At 35.7% G+C, this 15,965-nt stretch carries 16 protein-coding genes and 1 tRNA gene; 9 read left to right on the forward strand and 8 right to left on the reverse strand.

The annotated features are described in order from the left end of the window. The first annotated feature begins 12 nt into the window (after nt 1–12). The 4 genes from hypF (at nt 13) to C9J51_RS03165 (ending at nt 4,420) form a co-directional block, all read left to right on the forward strand. On the forward strand, nt 13–2,412 hold the full coding sequence (hypF, locus tag C9J51_RS03150) for a carbamoyltransferase HypF (RefSeq protein ID WP_045040101.1): 2,400 nt from the start codon (nt 13–15) through the stop codon (nt 2,410–2,412). 2 nt (nt 2,413–2,414) lie between these two features. After that, nucleotides 2,415–2,756, forward strand: a complete 342-nt coding sequence (gene hypA, locus C9J51_RS03155; protein ID WP_045035491.1) for a hydrogenase maturation nickel metallochaperone HypA — start codon at nt 2,415–2,417, stop codon at nt 2,754–2,756. Between the two features lies 1 nt (nt 2,757). Further along, nucleotides 2,758–3,852, forward strand: a complete 1,095-nt coding sequence (gene hypB / locus C9J51_RS03160; protein WP_045035492.1) for a hydrogenase nickel incorporation protein HypB — start codon at nt 2,758–2,760, stop codon at nt 3,850–3,852. 265 nt (nt 3,853–4,117) lie between these two features. Beyond that, nucleotides 4,118–4,420 carry a hypothetical protein gene (locus C9J51_RS03165; RefSeq protein ID WP_045040102.1) on the forward strand — a complete coding sequence of 101 codons (303 nt, stop codon included), beginning with the start codon at nt 4,118–4,120 and terminating at the stop codon, nt 4,418–4,420. Nucleotides 4,421–4,483: 63 nt separating this feature from the next. On the opposite strand, the gene C9J51_RS03170 is transcribed toward C9J51_RS03165, so the two are convergent. Continuing rightward, nucleotides 4,484–5,140 (reverse strand): acyl-homoserine-lactone synthase, encoded by a 657-nt coding sequence (locus tag C9J51_RS03170; protein WP_045035494.1) that lies wholly within the window; start codon nt 5,138–5,140, stop codon nt 4,484–4,486. 478 nt (nt 5,141–5,618) lie between these two features. Here C9J51_RS03170 and C9J51_RS03175 point away from each other — a divergent pair, with 478 nt between their 5' ends. Further along, nucleotides 5,619–6,095 (forward strand): hypothetical protein, encoded by a 477-nt coding sequence (locus tag C9J51_RS03175; protein WP_045035495.1) that lies wholly within the window; start codon nt 5,619–5,621, stop codon nt 6,093–6,095. A gap of 301 nt (nt 6,096–6,396) precedes the next feature. Here the strand turns inward: C9J51_RS03175 and C9J51_RS03180 are convergent. After that, a tRNA-Gly gene (locus C9J51_RS03180) sits at nt 6,397–6,470 on the reverse strand. 380 nt (nt 6,471–6,850) lie between these two features. On the opposite strand from C9J51_RS03180, the gene C9J51_RS03185 reads away from it, so the two are divergent. After that, nucleotides 6,851–8,200, forward strand: coding sequence for a sensor domain-containing diguanylate cyclase (locus tag C9J51_RS03185; protein ID WP_164838164.1), 1,350 nt, complete (start codon nt 6,851–6,853; stop codon nt 8,198–8,200). 66 nt (nt 8,201–8,266) lie between these two features. Here C9J51_RS03185 and C9J51_RS03190 read toward each other — a convergent pair whose 3' ends face one another. Further along, nucleotides 8,267–8,743: a GNAT family N-acetyltransferase gene (locus C9J51_RS03190; protein ID WP_045035497.1), complete on the reverse strand. Its 477-nt coding sequence runs from the start codon at nt 8,741–8,743 to the stop codon at nt 8,267–8,269. Nucleotides 8,744–9,003: 260 nt separating this feature from the next. Between C9J51_RS03190 and C9J51_RS03195 the strand changes: the two genes are divergently transcribed. Both C9J51_RS03195 and C9J51_RS03200 read left to right on the forward strand, forming a co-directional pair. Then, the gene (locus tag C9J51_RS03195) at nt 9,004–9,222 is read left to right on the forward strand and encodes a hypothetical protein (RefSeq protein WP_045040104.1); all 219 of its coding nucleotides are present in this window, start codon (nt 9,004–9,006) and stop codon (nt 9,220–9,222) included. A gap of 112 nt (nt 9,223–9,334) precedes the next feature. Then, entirely contained in the window at nt 9,335–10,639 is a 1,305-nt protein-coding gene (locus C9J51_RS03200) for a lipopolysaccharide biosynthesis protein (protein WP_107274861.1), read from the forward strand. Between the two features lie 151 nt (nt 10,640–10,790). On the opposite strand, the gene C9J51_RS03205 is transcribed toward C9J51_RS03200, so the two are convergent. The 5 genes from C9J51_RS03205 to C9J51_RS03225 all read right to left on the reverse strand — a co-directional run bounded on the left by C9J51_RS03205 (nt 10,791) and on the right by C9J51_RS03225 (nt 15,183). Continuing rightward, on the reverse strand, nt 10,791–11,807 hold the full coding sequence (locus tag C9J51_RS03205; RefSeq protein WP_322788496.1) for a nickel/cobalt transporter: 1,017 nt from the start codon (nt 11,805–11,807) through the stop codon (nt 10,791–10,793). Between the two features lie 21 nt (nt 11,808–11,828). Continuing rightward, nucleotides 11,829–12,491, reverse strand: coding sequence for a DUF1007 family protein (locus C9J51_RS03210; protein WP_045040106.1), 663 nt, complete (start codon nt 12,489–12,491; stop codon nt 11,829–11,831). A 178-nt stretch (nt 12,492–12,669) separates the two neighbouring features. Beyond that, nucleotides 12,670–13,134: a MarR family winged helix-turn-helix transcriptional regulator gene (locus C9J51_RS03215; RefSeq protein WP_045035500.1), complete on the reverse strand. Its 465-nt coding sequence runs from the start codon at nt 13,132–13,134 to the stop codon at nt 12,670–12,672. Next, nucleotides 13,134–14,120: a DUF2955 domain-containing protein gene (locus C9J51_RS03220; protein WP_045040107.1), complete on the reverse strand. Its 987-nt coding sequence runs from the start codon at nt 14,118–14,120 to the stop codon at nt 13,134–13,136. The genes C9J51_RS03215 and C9J51_RS03220 overlap by 1 nt, the downstream gene beginning before the upstream one ends. 13 nt (nt 14,121–14,133) lie before the next feature. Further along, nucleotides 14,134–15,183 carry an HlyD family secretion protein gene (locus tag C9J51_RS03225; protein WP_045040108.1) on the reverse strand — a complete coding sequence of 350 codons (1,050 nt, stop codon included), beginning with the start codon at nt 15,181–15,183 and terminating at the stop codon, nt 14,134–14,136. A 283-nt stretch (nt 15,184–15,466) separates the two neighbouring features. On the opposite strand from C9J51_RS03225, the gene lptA reads away from it, so the two are divergent. Next, nucleotides 15,467–15,955: a lipopolysaccharide transport periplasmic protein LptA gene (gene lptA, locus C9J51_RS03230; protein WP_045040109.1), complete on the forward strand. Its 489-nt coding sequence runs from the start codon at nt 15,467–15,469 to the stop codon at nt 15,953–15,955. The last annotated feature ends 10 nt before the right edge of the window (nt 15,956–15,965 follow it).

The raw sequence follows: 15,965 nt of genomic DNA on the forward strand, positions 1-15,965 counted from the left end.
TGGAAAATCGCAGTGAAAGACAACTTTGCACGACAATATATTCATATTACCGGCATTGTACAAGGGGTCGGTTTCCGCCCCTTTGTCTACCAACTGGCGCTGCAATATGCGTTAGTTGGGTGGGTAATTAATGATTCAGAAGGGGTAAAAATAGATGCTCAAGGTTGCACTGATAATCTTGAACAATTTATTATTGAACTTCAGCAACAAGCGCCACCGTTAAGTCGTATCGATCAAATGACAGTGACGCCATTATCATTATGGCTCGTCGCAGAAAAGCCAACAGTATTTAGTATCGAGAAAAGTCAGCATTGTGATAGTACCACGGTGTGTGTTTCTCCCGATCAAGGGCTTTGTAATGCCTGTAAACAAGACATTGCGAATCCTACCTCGCGTTATTACCACTATCCTTTTACTAATTGTACCCATTGTGGACCTCGTTATAGCATTACTCGTGCGTTGCCCTACGACCGTGTATCGACCAGTATGGCACGTTTTGCATTGTGCAGTGATTGCCAGCAAGCGTATGAAAATCCACTCGATCGTCGTTATCATGCTCAGCCAATAAGTTGTGCTGTTTGTGGGCCGTGGACGCGGTTTATTGATTACCATGATGATGTTGTATCAGATGAATTAACCCAACAAGCGGCCATTAATCAATTAGCCAAACGTCTTCAAGCAGGGGCGGTGGTTGCGATTAAAGGATTGGGCGGTTTTCATCTTGTTTGTGATGGCACTAATACTGATGCTGTTGCACAGTTACGGCATATTAAGCATCGCCAACAAAAACCATTAGCAGTGATGGTCGCCGATATTGAGACCGCACAACAATTGGTGATAGGTGAGCAGATTGAATGGCAAGCATTGGATTCTCAAGCTCGTCCTATCGTGTTGATGCATAAGCCTCAAGCCGTGACTTATAGTACCTGTGACGATGATGTTGCCGTTAATGTCGCGATGAATGTAGCACCGAATGTGCCTTATTTAGGGGTAATGCTGCCTTATACACCACTGCATTATTTATTGTTTACCGCATTGGCGGAAATTAATGCTACCCCAGTGTTAGTCATGACTAGCGCTAATGTGTCTGGCATGCCTATTGCGACAGATATTGAGCAAATTAAACACCAATTTTGGGGTGCGATTGATAGCGTACTTGATCATAATCGTCCGATTGTTCATGCCTGTGATGACAGTGTGGTTCACTATGCGGGTGGGAAAATGCGTACTTTACGTATGGCGCGTGGTTATGCACCTTATAGTCAATTTGGTCATAAATCCGAGACAATAACGTTAGCATTAGGCGCACAACAAAAATCAACGATAGCCTTAGCCTTACCTCAACAATGGGTCTTGTCGCCTTATATTGGTGATCTTAATAACCTTGATACAGAGCAGCGTTATCAGCAAACCGTGATAGATCTGCAAGGGTTATATCAAGTGACAGCGCCACAACTTGTGTGTGATAAGCATGCGAGTTACTTTTCTTCAGATTATTCTAAGCAATTGATTTCAAAGTCTAAAGCACCATTAAAATTATTGCAAGTACAGCATCATCATGCGCATGTTTTAGCGGTGATGGCTGAATTTAATCTCACTCAGCCAGTGCTTGGCTTTACCTTTGATGGCACCGGTCAAGGGGATGATGGCACGGTGTGGGGCGGTGAGGTGTTATTAACATCATGCCAAGATTATCAGCGCATTGGTTATTTACGTCCATTTCGTCTTTTAGGCGGTGAAAAAGCAATCAAAGAACCTGCACGATTATTATTTGCGATGTTACTTGAATGTTATTGCCTTGATGATATTAAAGCGATGCAACTCAGTGCTTTTTCTTCATGGAATGACTTTTATTTCAATAATTTATATCGATTATGGCAAAGTGGTAGCCGTTCACCTTATACCTCATCAATGGGGCGATTTATTGATGCTTGGGCTTGCTTATTGGGGCTGGTTGATAAGGTTGATTATGAAGGTCAATGTGGGTTGCTGTTAGAACAAGCAGCCAAACAAGAACTGTGCCATATCCCCTTATCTTTTCAGATTACCGAGAATGGTATCATTGATTGGCAGCCGTTATTAGCACATGTATTACCGCTTGTGGGTGAAATAAAGGACGAACAGCGTCAGATCTGGATTAACAGTTTAGCGCATAGTGTTTTTATGGCGATCGCAAAAATGATGGTCACTATTGCGGAACAGTATCCTCATTATGCGGTTGTTCTTGGCGGTGGTGTTTTTCAAAATCGAGTATTAGTTGATCAAATTTATGATCAATTCTCTACACACCCACAACCGTTATATTGTGGTGAAAAACTACCGTCAAATGATGGTGCAATTGCAGCGGGACAACTGTGGTGTGCACTTCACCATCATCATATCGATTCGATCGTCGAATCTCAGGAATCGTAGTCATGCATGAATTATCACTAAGTATAAATACGGTTGATACCGTGGTTGAACAAGCTAAGAAACAAGGGTTTAAACGAGTGACAAGTGTGACTCTTGCTATCGGTACATTGTCATGTATTGAACCTCAAGCACTAGCGACTGGGTTTGAGTTTGCAAGTCGTGGCACTATTGCAGAAGATGCAATATTGAAGATTGAACCTGTTGCTGCGCGGGTCTGGTGTTTAGATTGTCAGCAACATGTAGAAATTCCTGAGCGGGGAGTTAGTTGCCCACGCTGTCATGGTTATCAACTTAAAGTTGAAACTGGAGAAGAATTAATGATTAAACATATCGAGGTTGAATAATATGTGTAACGTATGCGGCTGCGGCGATAGTCGAATTGAAGGTCATTCTCATGAACACCATTCTCACGAAGATAGACATGAGCATCATGATCACAGCCATGATGAACATCATCATCACGAACATCCACACCAGCATAACGATCAATTAGCGGCAGAAGTACCACAATCAGTTGTGATTCACCACCACTATCACCATCAGGGTGATGTTCATCATCATGTTCATTATTCTTTGCCTGCTGGTGTTATGCCACAGCAAGACACGCATGGACATCATCATGAGCATGAAAATGATCACGTACATTCACATGATCACGACCATAACCATGATCATCATGCCGATCATCACCATCATCAAGTACAGCATCAACCTGAGCATTTAGAAACGGGTGATTTACACTATGGAAAAGGTGAAGCGGAAGTTCATGTGGCTGGCGTATCACAGCGACAGTTATTAACATTAGAAATGGACATTCTGGGTAATAATAATCAGCTAGCGGCGCATAACCGTGAGCATTTTATTGAAAACCGACAATTAGTGCTTAATTTAGTCTCAAGTCCCGGTTCTGGTAAAACAACCTTATTAACCGAAACCTTAATGATACTAAAAGATCAGTGTGCTTGTGCTGTGATCGAAGGTGATCAACAAACTAGCAATGATGCCGATCGTATTCGAGCAACCGCTGTTCCTGCTATTCAGGTTAATACAGGTAAAGGTTGTCACCTTGATGCACAAATGATCCATGATGCTTATCATCAACTTGCAATTAATGAACCTGGTTTTTTGTTTATTGAAAATGTAGGTAATTTAGTTTGCCCTGCAAGCTTTGATCTCGGTGAAGCCTCTAAAGTTGCGATTTTATCGGTGACGGAAGGTGAGGATAAACCGCTTAAATACCCAAATATGTTTGCAGCCGCTGATTTAATGATTATCAATAAAGTTGATTTATTGCCTTATGTTGATGTCAATATAGATGATTGCATTGCTAATGCACGGAAAGTGAATCCTACTATTCAGGTTATTAAATTATCAGCAAAAACCGGTGAAGGGATGGATGCATGGTTTAACTGGTTAAACGAAAACAGACAACAATTGTAATTACGTAACGTATTTTATTTGTTATTAAAATGCTGTAAATATACTTTGTATATATACAGCATTTTTAATATTTTAAATATGTGAGAGATATTTAAAGTTAATTAGTGATAGTGTTCAAAAAACCATTAAAATAAACAAATTATTACTATCATTTTTTTTATTTATCTATACAATCCCGCGCAAACAAGCTAACAGAGCCCAAGCGTGCACCTACGTTATGTCTCTTATTAGTAACAATCTTGATGATCAATAACGTAAGTAGCCAATGAAAAAATACGCTTTTGTTACCGCATTATTATTATTAGCCGGCTGTGATATTACAACTGAAACACGTCTACCGCCGACGGCTAAAGATATTGAAATGTGCCAACAACGGATCGCTGTTAAAACAAATTATATCGTTACTGCAATGTCTGATAACAGTGTGGACAATAAATCGAAGGATAACCGTGGTTGGGTATACGTTAATTATCAAAAAGATAACAATCGTGGTTATTTAAAGTTTCGATGTAACGTAAATTATGTTGAGGTTTGGGCCGCAGGTGCTGCGATGTGGACTGGCTTATAAATGATTATTAAGATGCTCATACTTATTGATAGTATGAGCATTTTTGTATGCATGGATTTTGATCTAAAGGTGTGCACTTGTAAGTAGTTTTGGAAACAGTGTATGTTTATCATACTGATAACTGATAACGTACTCACCATTAATGGCCATAGCTAAAAAATAAAGTAGTTCATAACAATGCTTTTTCTTCACAAAATTTTCAATCGTTTTTAATGTAATTGCATTACTTAATGTTATTGGAAGATCACAATATGGCGTTATAAATAAGCGTTTATCCTCTTCAATTTGCGGCACTACTTCTGTTATATCTTCATCATTATAGATTAAGTGTGCGGTATTATTTTTTGTTAATGGATGTTTAATCACTCGTTGGATAATAGAATAACTTTCATATTCAGCCCAGCAATATAAAATATTACCGAATAATGCAATGGCTTGTTTTTCAATTTCAATATAATAAGGATCAAGCTTTTCTAGAGGTACAATACCATTAATTTCTTGTGCGTAATCACTAGTAATACATTGGTATAGGTTGTCGGTTTGTAGTGGCATTAAGTGATTAATTGTCTGTATTCGAGTCGAAACTAATGTAGCAAAGAAATCATTATCGTCATTTAAATGGATATGCTCATCAATAAATCGCAGGAAATTTGTCTGCAATGTTAGTTGATGATGAGAGCTTAAAGGGATAGCTGAATTCTTGATTACATTGGTGTACATTCAATAACCGACTTGAGAAGAAATGATTTATGGATGGATGATAAGTAATTCATTCGCTAATTAATGCACTGGCATGTATATAGTGTGATTATCATCAAATAAAATCCATGTCTATTTTATAATTTGTGTATTATGCGCCATTTTAGCATTGATAAGCAATACTTGTATGTTGTAAAAGTATTTTTAATGATGAGGATTGTCTTTATTAAATTAAAGAATCGATGAATGTAATCATATTGTTGCATAATGTAATGGGGTGCGAGTTATGATGATATCAGTCGCAAAAATGATGTGGTTTTAAACCGTGTTAAATTTTTATTTGTGATCAGCCCTGATTCGTTTTTATTTAATATTCTCATTGCTAAATTTGTCGTTATTATGTTGGAGTGTTTTTTAAACACGGATGTAATAAAAATTAAGTTTGGATAAAACAATGTCGTGCAGGTATTGTTTATTTTATTGATGTTAAAGGAATAATATGAGTAAATTTTTTTGGCTTGCTTGGGTTTGTGCCGCAATATTACCTGTTCATGCAAATGCCACTGAATGGAATTCTTCAGGGATTGATGGGCATTATGTTTTATCATCATTGATTGATGAACAGCAGGGACAACAAAAAATTTTTTTTTCGCTTTATAAAGCAAAATATAACAATAATGGTTTTGAGCGATTTCTAAGTCAATGTAACAAAAATGGTTTTGATAAAACGGTTTTAATGACGATCAATGGTCACAAAGTGACAATGGATAAAATTTGTCGTAGAACTGAAGATAGCAAAAATTATTGGGTTTTTACGCCAACAACAAATGAAGGATTAGCCTTCTTAATTACACAATTTAAATATACTGAAATTGTTAACATCCATAATGTTTTTGTTAATGTCTATAATCAAAAAGCAGATTTAAATTTTAAGATTTCAGCTGATGGATTTGTTCAAGCATGGAATAAATCATAAAGGTTACTTTAACGTACATATGCGATATACAGTAAAAGTTAAAGGACGATATCAAATTATTGATATCGTTTTTTTTATAATAAAAATATGATTATATAAAATACTCAGGTATAGATTATAAAAACGACATTATTATAGGTTGTTATTCGATTGATAGCGTTATGTCTGAGCACAGAAGACAAAGGGTTTGATTACGGAGTTGATAAGCTAAATCAGCTATAGATAAGAATAATAATCACTTTTACCATCGTTAAAATAAAGATGATCTTGATAAAAGTAGGACGTTATTATTTTATAGAATTGGAGCGGATAACGGGAATCGAACCCGTGTCATTAGCTTGGGAAGCTAAGGTAATACCATTATACGATATCCGCTTTACCCATTTAGAATAAACATTTGCAGTTATTGGGTCAATAAAAACTATTATAAATTATGTAATTAGTACAAAAATATGAATAATATGTAAGATATTCAGTAATGAGTGTTTAAAAAAAGAGCAATTATAATATTGAATTTATTGTTCCGATTTTATAAATTTTATTGTATTATTTACTTTTCAAGGATTATTTACTTAAAATATTGTAAATTGACGTTGAAATTGTGACGAAATATGTATTTTGAGAGTATTTTATATTCATAACTTTGTATATAAGCTAATATAACAAGTGCGAGCATATGAATGTTATTATAAGCACTGTTTAATCGTTATGTGATGAACTCATCTTACTTTTTAATGCATCCTGAAGTATTAATAATGAAGTTAAAAATTACCCCATCAAGTTTAGCAATAATTATTTCTTTATTGTTAACTGTAGTCGTTGTGGAAATGTTTTTTTTAAATGAAAAAAAACAATATGAATTACTGAATAAGAAAAATGATTTAGTTTTTGAACAAGACGTATCGAAGATTATTAATAATGAAATTAATAACCTAGTGGTTAGTTTGAAAACCTTTAATTTATTATTTAAATCAAAAAGTTATGATGTTGATAAGTTCAGTGTGTTAGCAAAAGAAGTTATATCAACTAATAGTAGTATATCCGAGCTGCAATTTGCTCCGCAGGGGATTATTGGATTTACATATCCTGAATCAAAGCATAACTCGGCCATTGGGCATGATTTAAATCGATTAACAAAAAGACACAAGGGCGTATTATTATCAATTGAAAATCAATCTCTTACCTTGATCGGGCCGGTGAAATTAATCCAAAATAATCGATTATCTTTTATTTTAAGGCTGCCAATTTTTAATGAACAATTAGAATTTATAGGTTTTCTGATTGCTCTTAGTGACTTAGATAATATAAGTAATAAGTTACCGTCTGGTCATTTGTTTTATAAAATACAAGGGTTTAATCCCGATGGTGGAATGTTAACGATATTTGATAATATTATTGATAAGACGGCGGGTGATATAACCGTTTTTAATGTTCCTGTACCTAATGGTAAGTGGATGTTTTCAATACAAAATAAAAAATATAATGCTCAAAAATATTATATTATTCATCTATTGTTATATGTCATTGTTATTGGTTTTTTCTGCTATGTTTATAAGCGTGAACGTCAGATTTTTGTGACGAATACACGGATTAACAATACAAATAATATTTTGAAACGAGCGACTTTTACTGATGAGTTAACCAATATTTATAATCGTAGATACATGAATAAAGTAATGAGACAGATATTTTTCGCTAATATTACGTTAACACACAGTATTGCTTTTTTAGATATCGATCATTTTAAAAGAGTTAATGATACTTATGGTCATGATGCTGGAGATGAAATTTTAAGAATATTTAGTGAAATATGCTTAAATAATATACGAACTACGGATGTTATTGCTCGTTGGGGTGGTGAAGAGTTTATTTTATTTATGGATCAAACCAATAAAATTAATGCAGAGGAAGTGTGTTCTCGAATTCTAACTGCGGTTAATCAACATCCTTTCTTATATAACGATCAGGCTATTCATATTACTGTATCGATTGGGTTAACGTCATTTTCACCACAAAATGATCAAATTGAGTTGGTGCTTCAAAATATTGATAAGGCGGTTTACCATTCAAAAAATAATGGGCGTAATTGCATTACGGTAATATAATTTATTCATGTGATATGTATTATTTTTATTTATATATTAAAGGGTATTGATGTTATTACTCAATATTTATATTGCGCGATACATACATACTGCATTATCACCATAGTTTGTTGGTGGCGTTAAGTTCTTATCAATAACAAAGTTATATTTTTGCCAAAATTTCATAGAATCTTGAACTGAAATTAATGAGACTGATTGATAGTCCATTGTGCTGAGTATTGTAAATAGATGGTTCAGTAATAATTTCGGTAATCCCTGTCCTTGTGCTGTTGGTGTGATGGCTAAATCATGCAGATGGAGATGTGCACTGTCTATTGCGGTACTGATTTGATGTAACTTGGGTGTTGAGCCTCTATGGTAAGGATGGCTAATGAGATAGCCAACGATCTGTTGTTCATCAATACAGACAAAACATGTTTGCGGTGATATTGCGACTTTACTTTTTAATACGGTAATACTTTCGGGTAAATCATCATCATAGGCTAGATGTTGAATACGTTCAATTTGCTGCCAATGTGATGATGTTATGGGGCTTATTTTCATTGTTCTGCTCGTAATTAGGCTTAAATCTAGTTATACCGAGCCATTGTTAAGATTGCAATCTGAACATTCTATTTAATATAGACTAAATTGTAACCAGAATTGTATTTGTAATCTTTGTCAGAATAAAGATTAATTCGAATATAGTTGTGAGTTTATAAAATATTTTCAAGAATTTTGATTTCATTTTAACTTATTAACTCTATTCTAAAAGTTGTTAGAATGCGTAAAAATATTACGTTATATTATTCTTTGGATTCAAGATGGCTTCTCTTGTGGGTTTTTTCTTATTACCGCATCAACAATTAAAATATCGATTAATTATTGCTCGATTAAAAATCAAAGCAATGGAAAAAACGATTCGTTATTGTGTGAGCCATGGAATCAATAAAAACCTGAATTTTTTATTACATCATTTAGAACGTTATTGTATTGAATTTGAAGTGATTTATGCGTTGTTAGGTGATACAAAATCATTATAAATTAAATGATAATAATATTTTTTAGGTGTGAATGATTAAATCTGTTATTCGCTTGAGATCTCATACAGAAAATCCAGTATCATATCTATATGTTTATTTATAGTTATTACGCATGAAAGAATCGCAAGCCATTCCTTTAGTTGACGATGTTGATACATTAACACGATTAAAAAAAGCATTTGTTGCGGGTATTTGGGCAACATTAGCCAGTATTTCGATTGGCTTTTTGTTTAAAGTTTGGCTGGCACAATGGGTAGCAAAAGATGATTTAGCGCTATTTAATAGTGTTATTGATATTGTATCGTTATCATTGATTTTAATGACAGGCTTTCGATCATCAATGGTTGTTACCTACAGCCAGACGCATAATGATCATGACATTATAAATATATTCCGCTTTAGTTTAATTATCGTTGTACTTATTACATGGGGATTAGTTTTACCCTATATAAAGCATGAATTGCATATCAATGTCGGCTATTTTGAAATGGTCGGTGTTATTTTTGGTATGGGGTTAAAAATATACTTTACCAATTTAATCGCCATGTACCGTTTATATGACGTCTCAAATAAAGTGACATGGATTGAACCGACATCAAATGTTATCACCTTTGTCTGCTGTTATTACGTGTTTCATTTTACCGCATTAGCTTCTCTTTTTTATAGCGTTATGGCGTCCTCATTGATTGTGGCGCATTTTATGTATTGGAAGCGCAGAAAACAAATAGCGACCAAACCGCTAACCACGGTGCAGCTGGATCCGAATATGCGTAATTATGTTCGTAAAAGTTTTACGGCATCTTTAGAAGCTGGAGCCAGTATTTTAATGATTTACGCGGCGGTTTTGCTAACGATCACTCATTTTAGTTTAGATGAATTAGGTGATTTCCAAGTGGTCGTTCGGCCGATTTTTACCTATATGACAATGCTATTTGTATTTCCTATTTATCGGTTTGTATTGCCAGAGTTATCGCAAAGTGTACGTAAAGGTGAACACGCTCAAATACGTGCTATCCGCCGTTGGATATATCGATTAGCTGTCATTGTGAGTGTGAGTTTTTTCTTGGTTATGCTTATTGGGGGCAAAGATATTATTGGGTTTATTTTCCCTGCACAATATAAAGGCGCAGAGATTGTATTATTTCATTTCTCTATTTTCTTTATTTTTATGATGCTCAATGCTTATCAGTTAGCATATATTAAAGCCCACGGTAAATTTACACTGAGTTTAATGATTCGATTAAGTGGCATTGTAACCTTAGTTATCAGCTATTATTTGTTAGCATTATTTACTGCTAATGTGGTGGCGATTATCGTTGCGCTAGGCTTCGGTTATGTAATGATGTTTATTTTATCGACCATCGCAGAGCAGCAAATTCTACGTGAATATCGACACCAAGGTGTTAGTGTTGATTGATATTGAGTGATTAAATCACCTGATGTGAGTCAATAAAGAAGGTTGAGTGTGTCGTTATTTCTTTCTTACTTACTTACTTATTGAAAGTGATCACCACTCAACCTTTTTATTTTCTAGATCAAGCTAGTCGTTCTTGTTGGTTATCTTTTGATTATAAGACGGGCGACATACCATAGCTGTGACCGTTAAGCAGTAGTAAGCCTAACAACACCAACAGTACGCCACCGAATAATTTTAGAATAATACTGGTCATTGTCCGTTGGCGATCATTTGTAGCTAAATAGCGACTCACGATTTTTTTACCGGATAAGGTCAGTAATGCGATGGCTGATGTAGTCAGCGCTGTCCCTACAGCCATTAGTATTGCGCTTATAACACCTAGCCAATACAGTCCAACCATATTGGCAAATAACAATACTAAAATAGCGCCAGTGCAGGGACGGATACCAATACTGAATATGATGACGATATATTCTCGTAAACTGGTAGCCTGATTGATTTCATCAGCATTCGCGAAATGTTTATGACCACAACCACAGTTATCGCCATGATCATGGTGGTGCAGCTGTGCCGTTCTAAGTTGCCATGCTTGCTTTAAGCTACGGTAAATAACAATCACCCCAAGTAATAACATTGCCATAAAGCTGTAGCTAATAAATTGATCAGCCGCATCGTTTACTTGTCGCATTGATGATTTGAAAAACACCAACAGAATGCTAACGAGTGTAATAGCAACAACGGCTTGTACAAAAGCCGAAACCACGGTCATGATCAAACTGGCTTTTATTTTTGCAGGGTTAGTAGCGAGATAAGTAGTGACAATCATCTTGCCATGACCGGGGCCTAGCGAATGAAAAATACCGTACAGAAAACTCAAGCCCGCCAATGAATAAGCGGCGGTGATATTTTGTTGCGCATCGTAAAGTAAATCACTTAATTGACCATTAATATCGCGTTGCCATTTAATACTTTCCATTAGCATTGTTGGCCATTGTTGCCATAAAACATAGCCAGTCGCTATAAATAACACTAGAACACTCATTCGTATTACCCATGAGATCGGTGTAGCGCGCGTCTCTGCTTGTTCATGGGAATGTTGGTGATGAGAGCAAGATGATATTGACGGGGGATTATCAGCCTCTAAAGGTAAATGATTGCCGGATTTCATGGGGTAGATCCTAAATTAAAACTATTTGGTGGAAGGTGTCGTGGTGTTGACATCGCAGTGTAGTTTTACTGATTGTGTAAACACTTGCCCTAATTGATTATCAGGATCGGCATCTGCTGGAATCGACATCGCAAAAGTAACTTGTTCTGGTGTTGGATTTGGCTCAACTAATGTAAAACGACATGTTTTTGCTAATTCGGGTGACAAGATAATGTCACTTTTATTATCCCATGACATATCAACATAATAGCTTGGTTCAAAGATCAATAATTTTAACGAATCTTTAGTGATAGTTTTAGGTTTTGCTAGTGGTAATTCAAAGGTCAGTGTGGCTTTGGCGCGAGGTTTAACCAATTCACCACCAGCAGGAATATGGTATTTAATGGGGGTTTCATTATCATAAAAATAGGTAAAATAGTGCGCATTTTTCATGTTTTCCATCACAGATTGCGCGGTGTCTTTTAATGTTTGGTCTTTGTGTTCGGGCGACATATTCTCACCATCAAGCATATAGGCGGTGGTCATGGCATCAAATGTCCATACCATTTTAAACCCTGTAATTTGAGTGCTATTTCCCTCAATGTAGGTTTTCATACTTATCCAAGAATGGGGGTGTGCTTGACTGGTTATCGGTAATAACGCTGCAATGGATAATATAAAACAGGGAAGGGCATTCAAACGCATCTAAGTAGACTCCATATTCATCATTGATGAGTGATAATGATTCAGGGTAAATAGCAATATTCTTGTTATGTTATAACATAGAGCTATTAATGAATCTAGATGAAGATATGGGCATTATTTGAAGAATATTGAGCTGTTAACTATAGAGTACTAACAGCTCATTGCATTATTAAAGGGATTAATTGTCATTGCCTAAAATGAAATCGGTTTTTACTAGCCGGCGGCAAAGGGATAATAATTGTTCACACTCTTGTGCGTTAAGGGGAGCATAAAAATCAACTGTAAGCGCTTTAATGATGATATCTGCTTGTTGCTTGACCGTTATCCCTTTCGGCGTAAGCGTTAAATAACGGGCTTTTTTATTGTCAGCACTTTTCTTTGCTTCAACTAATTCACGTTTAATACAATTATCGATTAAACGTTTTGTTACTGAACGCTCTCGTTGTAATGCTTCGGCAACGGTTTGCTGAGGAATTTCACCTAAATGATCTAATACCCGTAATGCGCCTAACATTTCAAGAGTAATATCAAATTTAGAACTGAGTGATTGGTTCGCAAGGGTTCTAAATTGTTTGTAAGTAATCCCAATGGTAAAGCTTAGGCTACTATCCAATTCGGGTATATTAGTAATAACAGAATGCATTAGGTTCTCTTTGTTGAACATAAAAAATGGATCAAAAACAATATACCTAAAGTCACCGCCAGTTCCCAGCTGCGTAGAAAGGTACTGTTTAAATTAAGAGTATTATTCCCTAAATAGAGCTGAATCGGTAAGACTGTCGCTAAAATAGTATCAGCATGAATATCTCGTTCTGGGCCGTTACTGGTACTCATCATCATCGCTAAAGTAAAGATCAGCCCCCCAAGAATAAATGCATAATAAGGAATAATGGTCTGATGTCCCATTATGATAACTGAAAAAATCAGGGCAATCATACAACCCCCAATCTGCGTGATGAATCGTAACTTCACGGTTTTTATATAATTAGCTCGACTTATTTGTGTTGCTGCGGCAATAACAGGTACCAGACAGAAGACAGCTGAAATTAAATTAACAACCATAAGAAATGCGACACTAATACCGAGCAAACTTAGAGTAATAAAACGATGTTGATAACTGATATTAAATGTTGGCATCGGGGTAAAGGGTGGCTGTTTTTGAGTAACCGGAAATAGCCATATCATTGTTTTGGCAACTACCGCAGTAATAATCATCGCCAGTAATATTTCATGGATCCTCATGGGCATATTCATATCAGTATGTTGAGCAAAAATAATGATTAAAATCCAATTAAACGTTGGCATTAATAGTTGATTTAATTTCGCCGGCGTATTGGCTCGACGCCGCATAAAATCAAAGAAAAATAAGCTGATACTCCAAATAATAAAGGGGTGATTATAAAAAAGATTATTGACTATTAATGCTGCACTTGCCGCCATAAATGTGGGTAAAAACATGGTGGCAATACCAGACCATGAAAATTGACGTCCTTTGGTCATTAATAGTGTTGGATAAAGTGCAAAATAAACCGGTGAATTAAAATTAGCCAACTTGCCAATTAACATACAAAAGGTGATGGTTAGCGCGATCCGTAGTGCGCTATTCGTGTCATTTTTATTAAACGTCATAACGCCTTACTCGCTAGTAAATATAGTGAAAAATAGCGACTAACTTGATCCACACTTGCGCTATTGTATTGATAATTGGATTATTGCTTTGCACCATAACACTGGCACGAGCACCTGAAATCAAAGCAGGATCAAGATCTTTAACCGAAATACGAGTGCGAATTTTCTGTAGTTCACGGATCCAATGCTTATCGTTAGTCACGCTTGAAAGTTGGTTATTAGGATTTTCAGCATCAAATTCAGCCCTATCTTGACTGCTTATTTCACCCGTAAATACTTTGCCAGGAATCGCATCAAACGCAATGTAGACTAAATGTTGAGGTTGTAACTGAGTCATCCCTTTTTCATTAAAATCGGCACTTAACCAGACATTGTTTTCATTAACGATAAACAGAGCGGGGGTAGCTTGATTAATATAACTCCCCACTTGTAGTTGTAGGTTGGTGATCGTACCTGTGGTTTGGGCAATCACACGGGTATGTGTTAAATCTAATTGTGCCTGAGCAAGTTTAACTTGGGCCAATTCAACAGCGGCATTGTTAGATTTTCCATTTAACAACGCTTTTATACGTAATACTTCCGCTTTAGCCCCCTGATAAGCACTTTTTGCGACTGCTGCTTGTGTTTGTGCATCATCAAATTGTTGGCGAGTCACTAAGCCTTTATTAATTAATCGTTCAAATCTAGCTAATGAGATAGCCGCATTATGTGATTGTAATTGGCGTTGTTTTAATAATTGATTAGCTGTAACTAACTGTTGAGTTTGTGCTGAATAATTTTGATCCGCTTGGGCTAAATCTGCTTGTGCTTGACGTACTTTAAGCGCATAGGGAGCAGGATCAATGGTAAACAGTAGCTCACCTTTATTGATTTTTTGACCATTCTCAACTGCCACATTGGTGATCACACCTGAAACTTGTGGTGAGATATTAGCAACCGCTCGGTACAAGGTTGATTGGGTTGTAAAGGGGGCCACGTTATCACTGATCAATAAAAAGAGGGAAAAACAAGCGACGATAGTGAGTACGCTATAAATAATATATTGATACATTTTTTCTTTCATTTTGTTACCTATACAACAATAAAGGTGGTAATCTAACGCTAATTTGTTGTGTGTGCAACAATAAATTGACATGATTTTATAACGCATTGATTATATGGAATATTTTATTGGTGATAAGGCATAAAATGAAACAAAAAAATAGCTTTAAGATAAAACTGTAAAAATCAGTTAGAATATAAGAAGAGCGATATATTTTAAGTGTATAAAGAAGAGGGGCTATAGCGTCTTACTTTTCTTGGAATTATCGCGGAAAATTAGCATCACATGATGAGAATAATAAATAATGAAAATAAAGCTATTTACTGCGACGTTACTCTTACTTTTGAGTGCCTCTGTCTTTGCGGCAACGGCAGAAACAGCACTGCCAATCCAATTATCATCTGTTACTCAAGATGTAGATGTTGTAAATAATACGACGACGTTAATTGGTAAAGTGGATATTGTTCAAGGTGGTATCACCATTAAAGCAGATAAAGCGGTAATTAAATTAAATAGTAAAACTAAAGAATTAAAAACGATTGAAGTGTATGGCAAGCATGCTCACTTCAAACGTGTAATGAAAGACGGCAAAGTCATTAATGGTGAATCGAGTTACGGCATCTATACCCCTTCTAATAGCATGATGGTATTAAAGAAAAACGCTAAAATAACCCAAGATGGTAATATTATTCGCGCCAATACCATCAGTTATAATCTTAAAGCGCAGTTTATGAAGGCGACAGGTACTAAGTCTCAGCAAGTTAAAACCAAATTATTACCAGAAACGAAGTAAATATATTTCA

The organism is Photobacterium iliopiscarium, from assembly GCF_003026395.1.
Lineage (GTDB): Bacteria > Pseudomonadota > Gammaproteobacteria > Enterobacterales > Vibrionaceae > Photobacterium > Photobacterium iliopiscarium.

Coding starts and splice junctions, on each gene's coding strand:
- hypA (WP_045035491.1), top strand. CDS start 2,415: ATGCATGAATTATCACTAAGTATAAATACGGTTGATACCGTGGTTGAA.
- hypB (WP_045035492.1), top strand. CDS start 2,758: ATGTGTAACGTATGCGGCTGCGGCGATAGTCGAATTGAAGGTCATTCT.
- C9J51_RS03165 (WP_045040102.1), top strand. CDS start 4,118: ATGAAAAAATACGCTTTTGTTACCGCATTATTATTATTAGCCGGCTGT.
- C9J51_RS03170 (WP_045035494.1), bottom strand. CDS start 5,140: ATGTACACCAATGTAATCAAGAATTCAGCTATCCCTTTAAGCTCTCAT.
- C9J51_RS03175 (WP_045035495.1), top strand. CDS start 5,619: ATGAGTAAATTTTTTTGGCTTGCTTGGGTTTGTGCCGCAATATTACCT.
- C9J51_RS03185 (WP_164838164.1), top strand. CDS start 6,851: ATGAAGTTAAAAATTACCCCATCAAGTTTAGCAATAATTATTTCTTTA.
- C9J51_RS03190 (WP_045035497.1), bottom strand. CDS start 8,743: ATGAAAATAAGCCCCATAACATCATCACATTGGCAGCAAATTGAACGT.
- C9J51_RS03195 (WP_045040104.1), top strand. CDS start 9,004: ATGGCTTCTCTTGTGGGTTTTTTCTTATTACCGCATCAACAATTAAAA.
- C9J51_RS03200 (WP_107274861.1), top strand. CDS start 9,335: ATGAAAGAATCGCAAGCCATTCCTTTAGTTGACGATGTTGATACATTA.
- C9J51_RS03205 (WP_322788496.1), bottom strand. CDS start 11,807: ATGAAATCCGGCAATCATTTACCTTTAGAGGCTGATAATCCCCCGTCA.
- C9J51_RS03210 (WP_045040106.1), bottom strand. CDS start 12,491: ATGCGTTTGAATGCCCTTCCCTGTTTTATATTATCCATTGCAGCGTTA.
- C9J51_RS03215 (WP_045035500.1), bottom strand. CDS start 13,134: ATGCATTCTGTTATTACTAATATACCCGAATTGGATAGTAGCCTAAGC.
- C9J51_RS03220 (WP_045040107.1), bottom strand. CDS start 14,120: ATGACGTTTAATAAAAATGACACGAATAGCGCACTACGGATCGCGCTA.
- C9J51_RS03225 (WP_045040108.1), bottom strand. CDS start 15,183: ATGAAAGAAAAAATGTATCAATATATTATTTATAGCGTACTCACTATC.
- lptA (WP_045040109.1), top strand. CDS start 15,467: ATGAAAATAAAGCTATTTACTGCGACGTTACTCTTACTTTTGAGTGCC.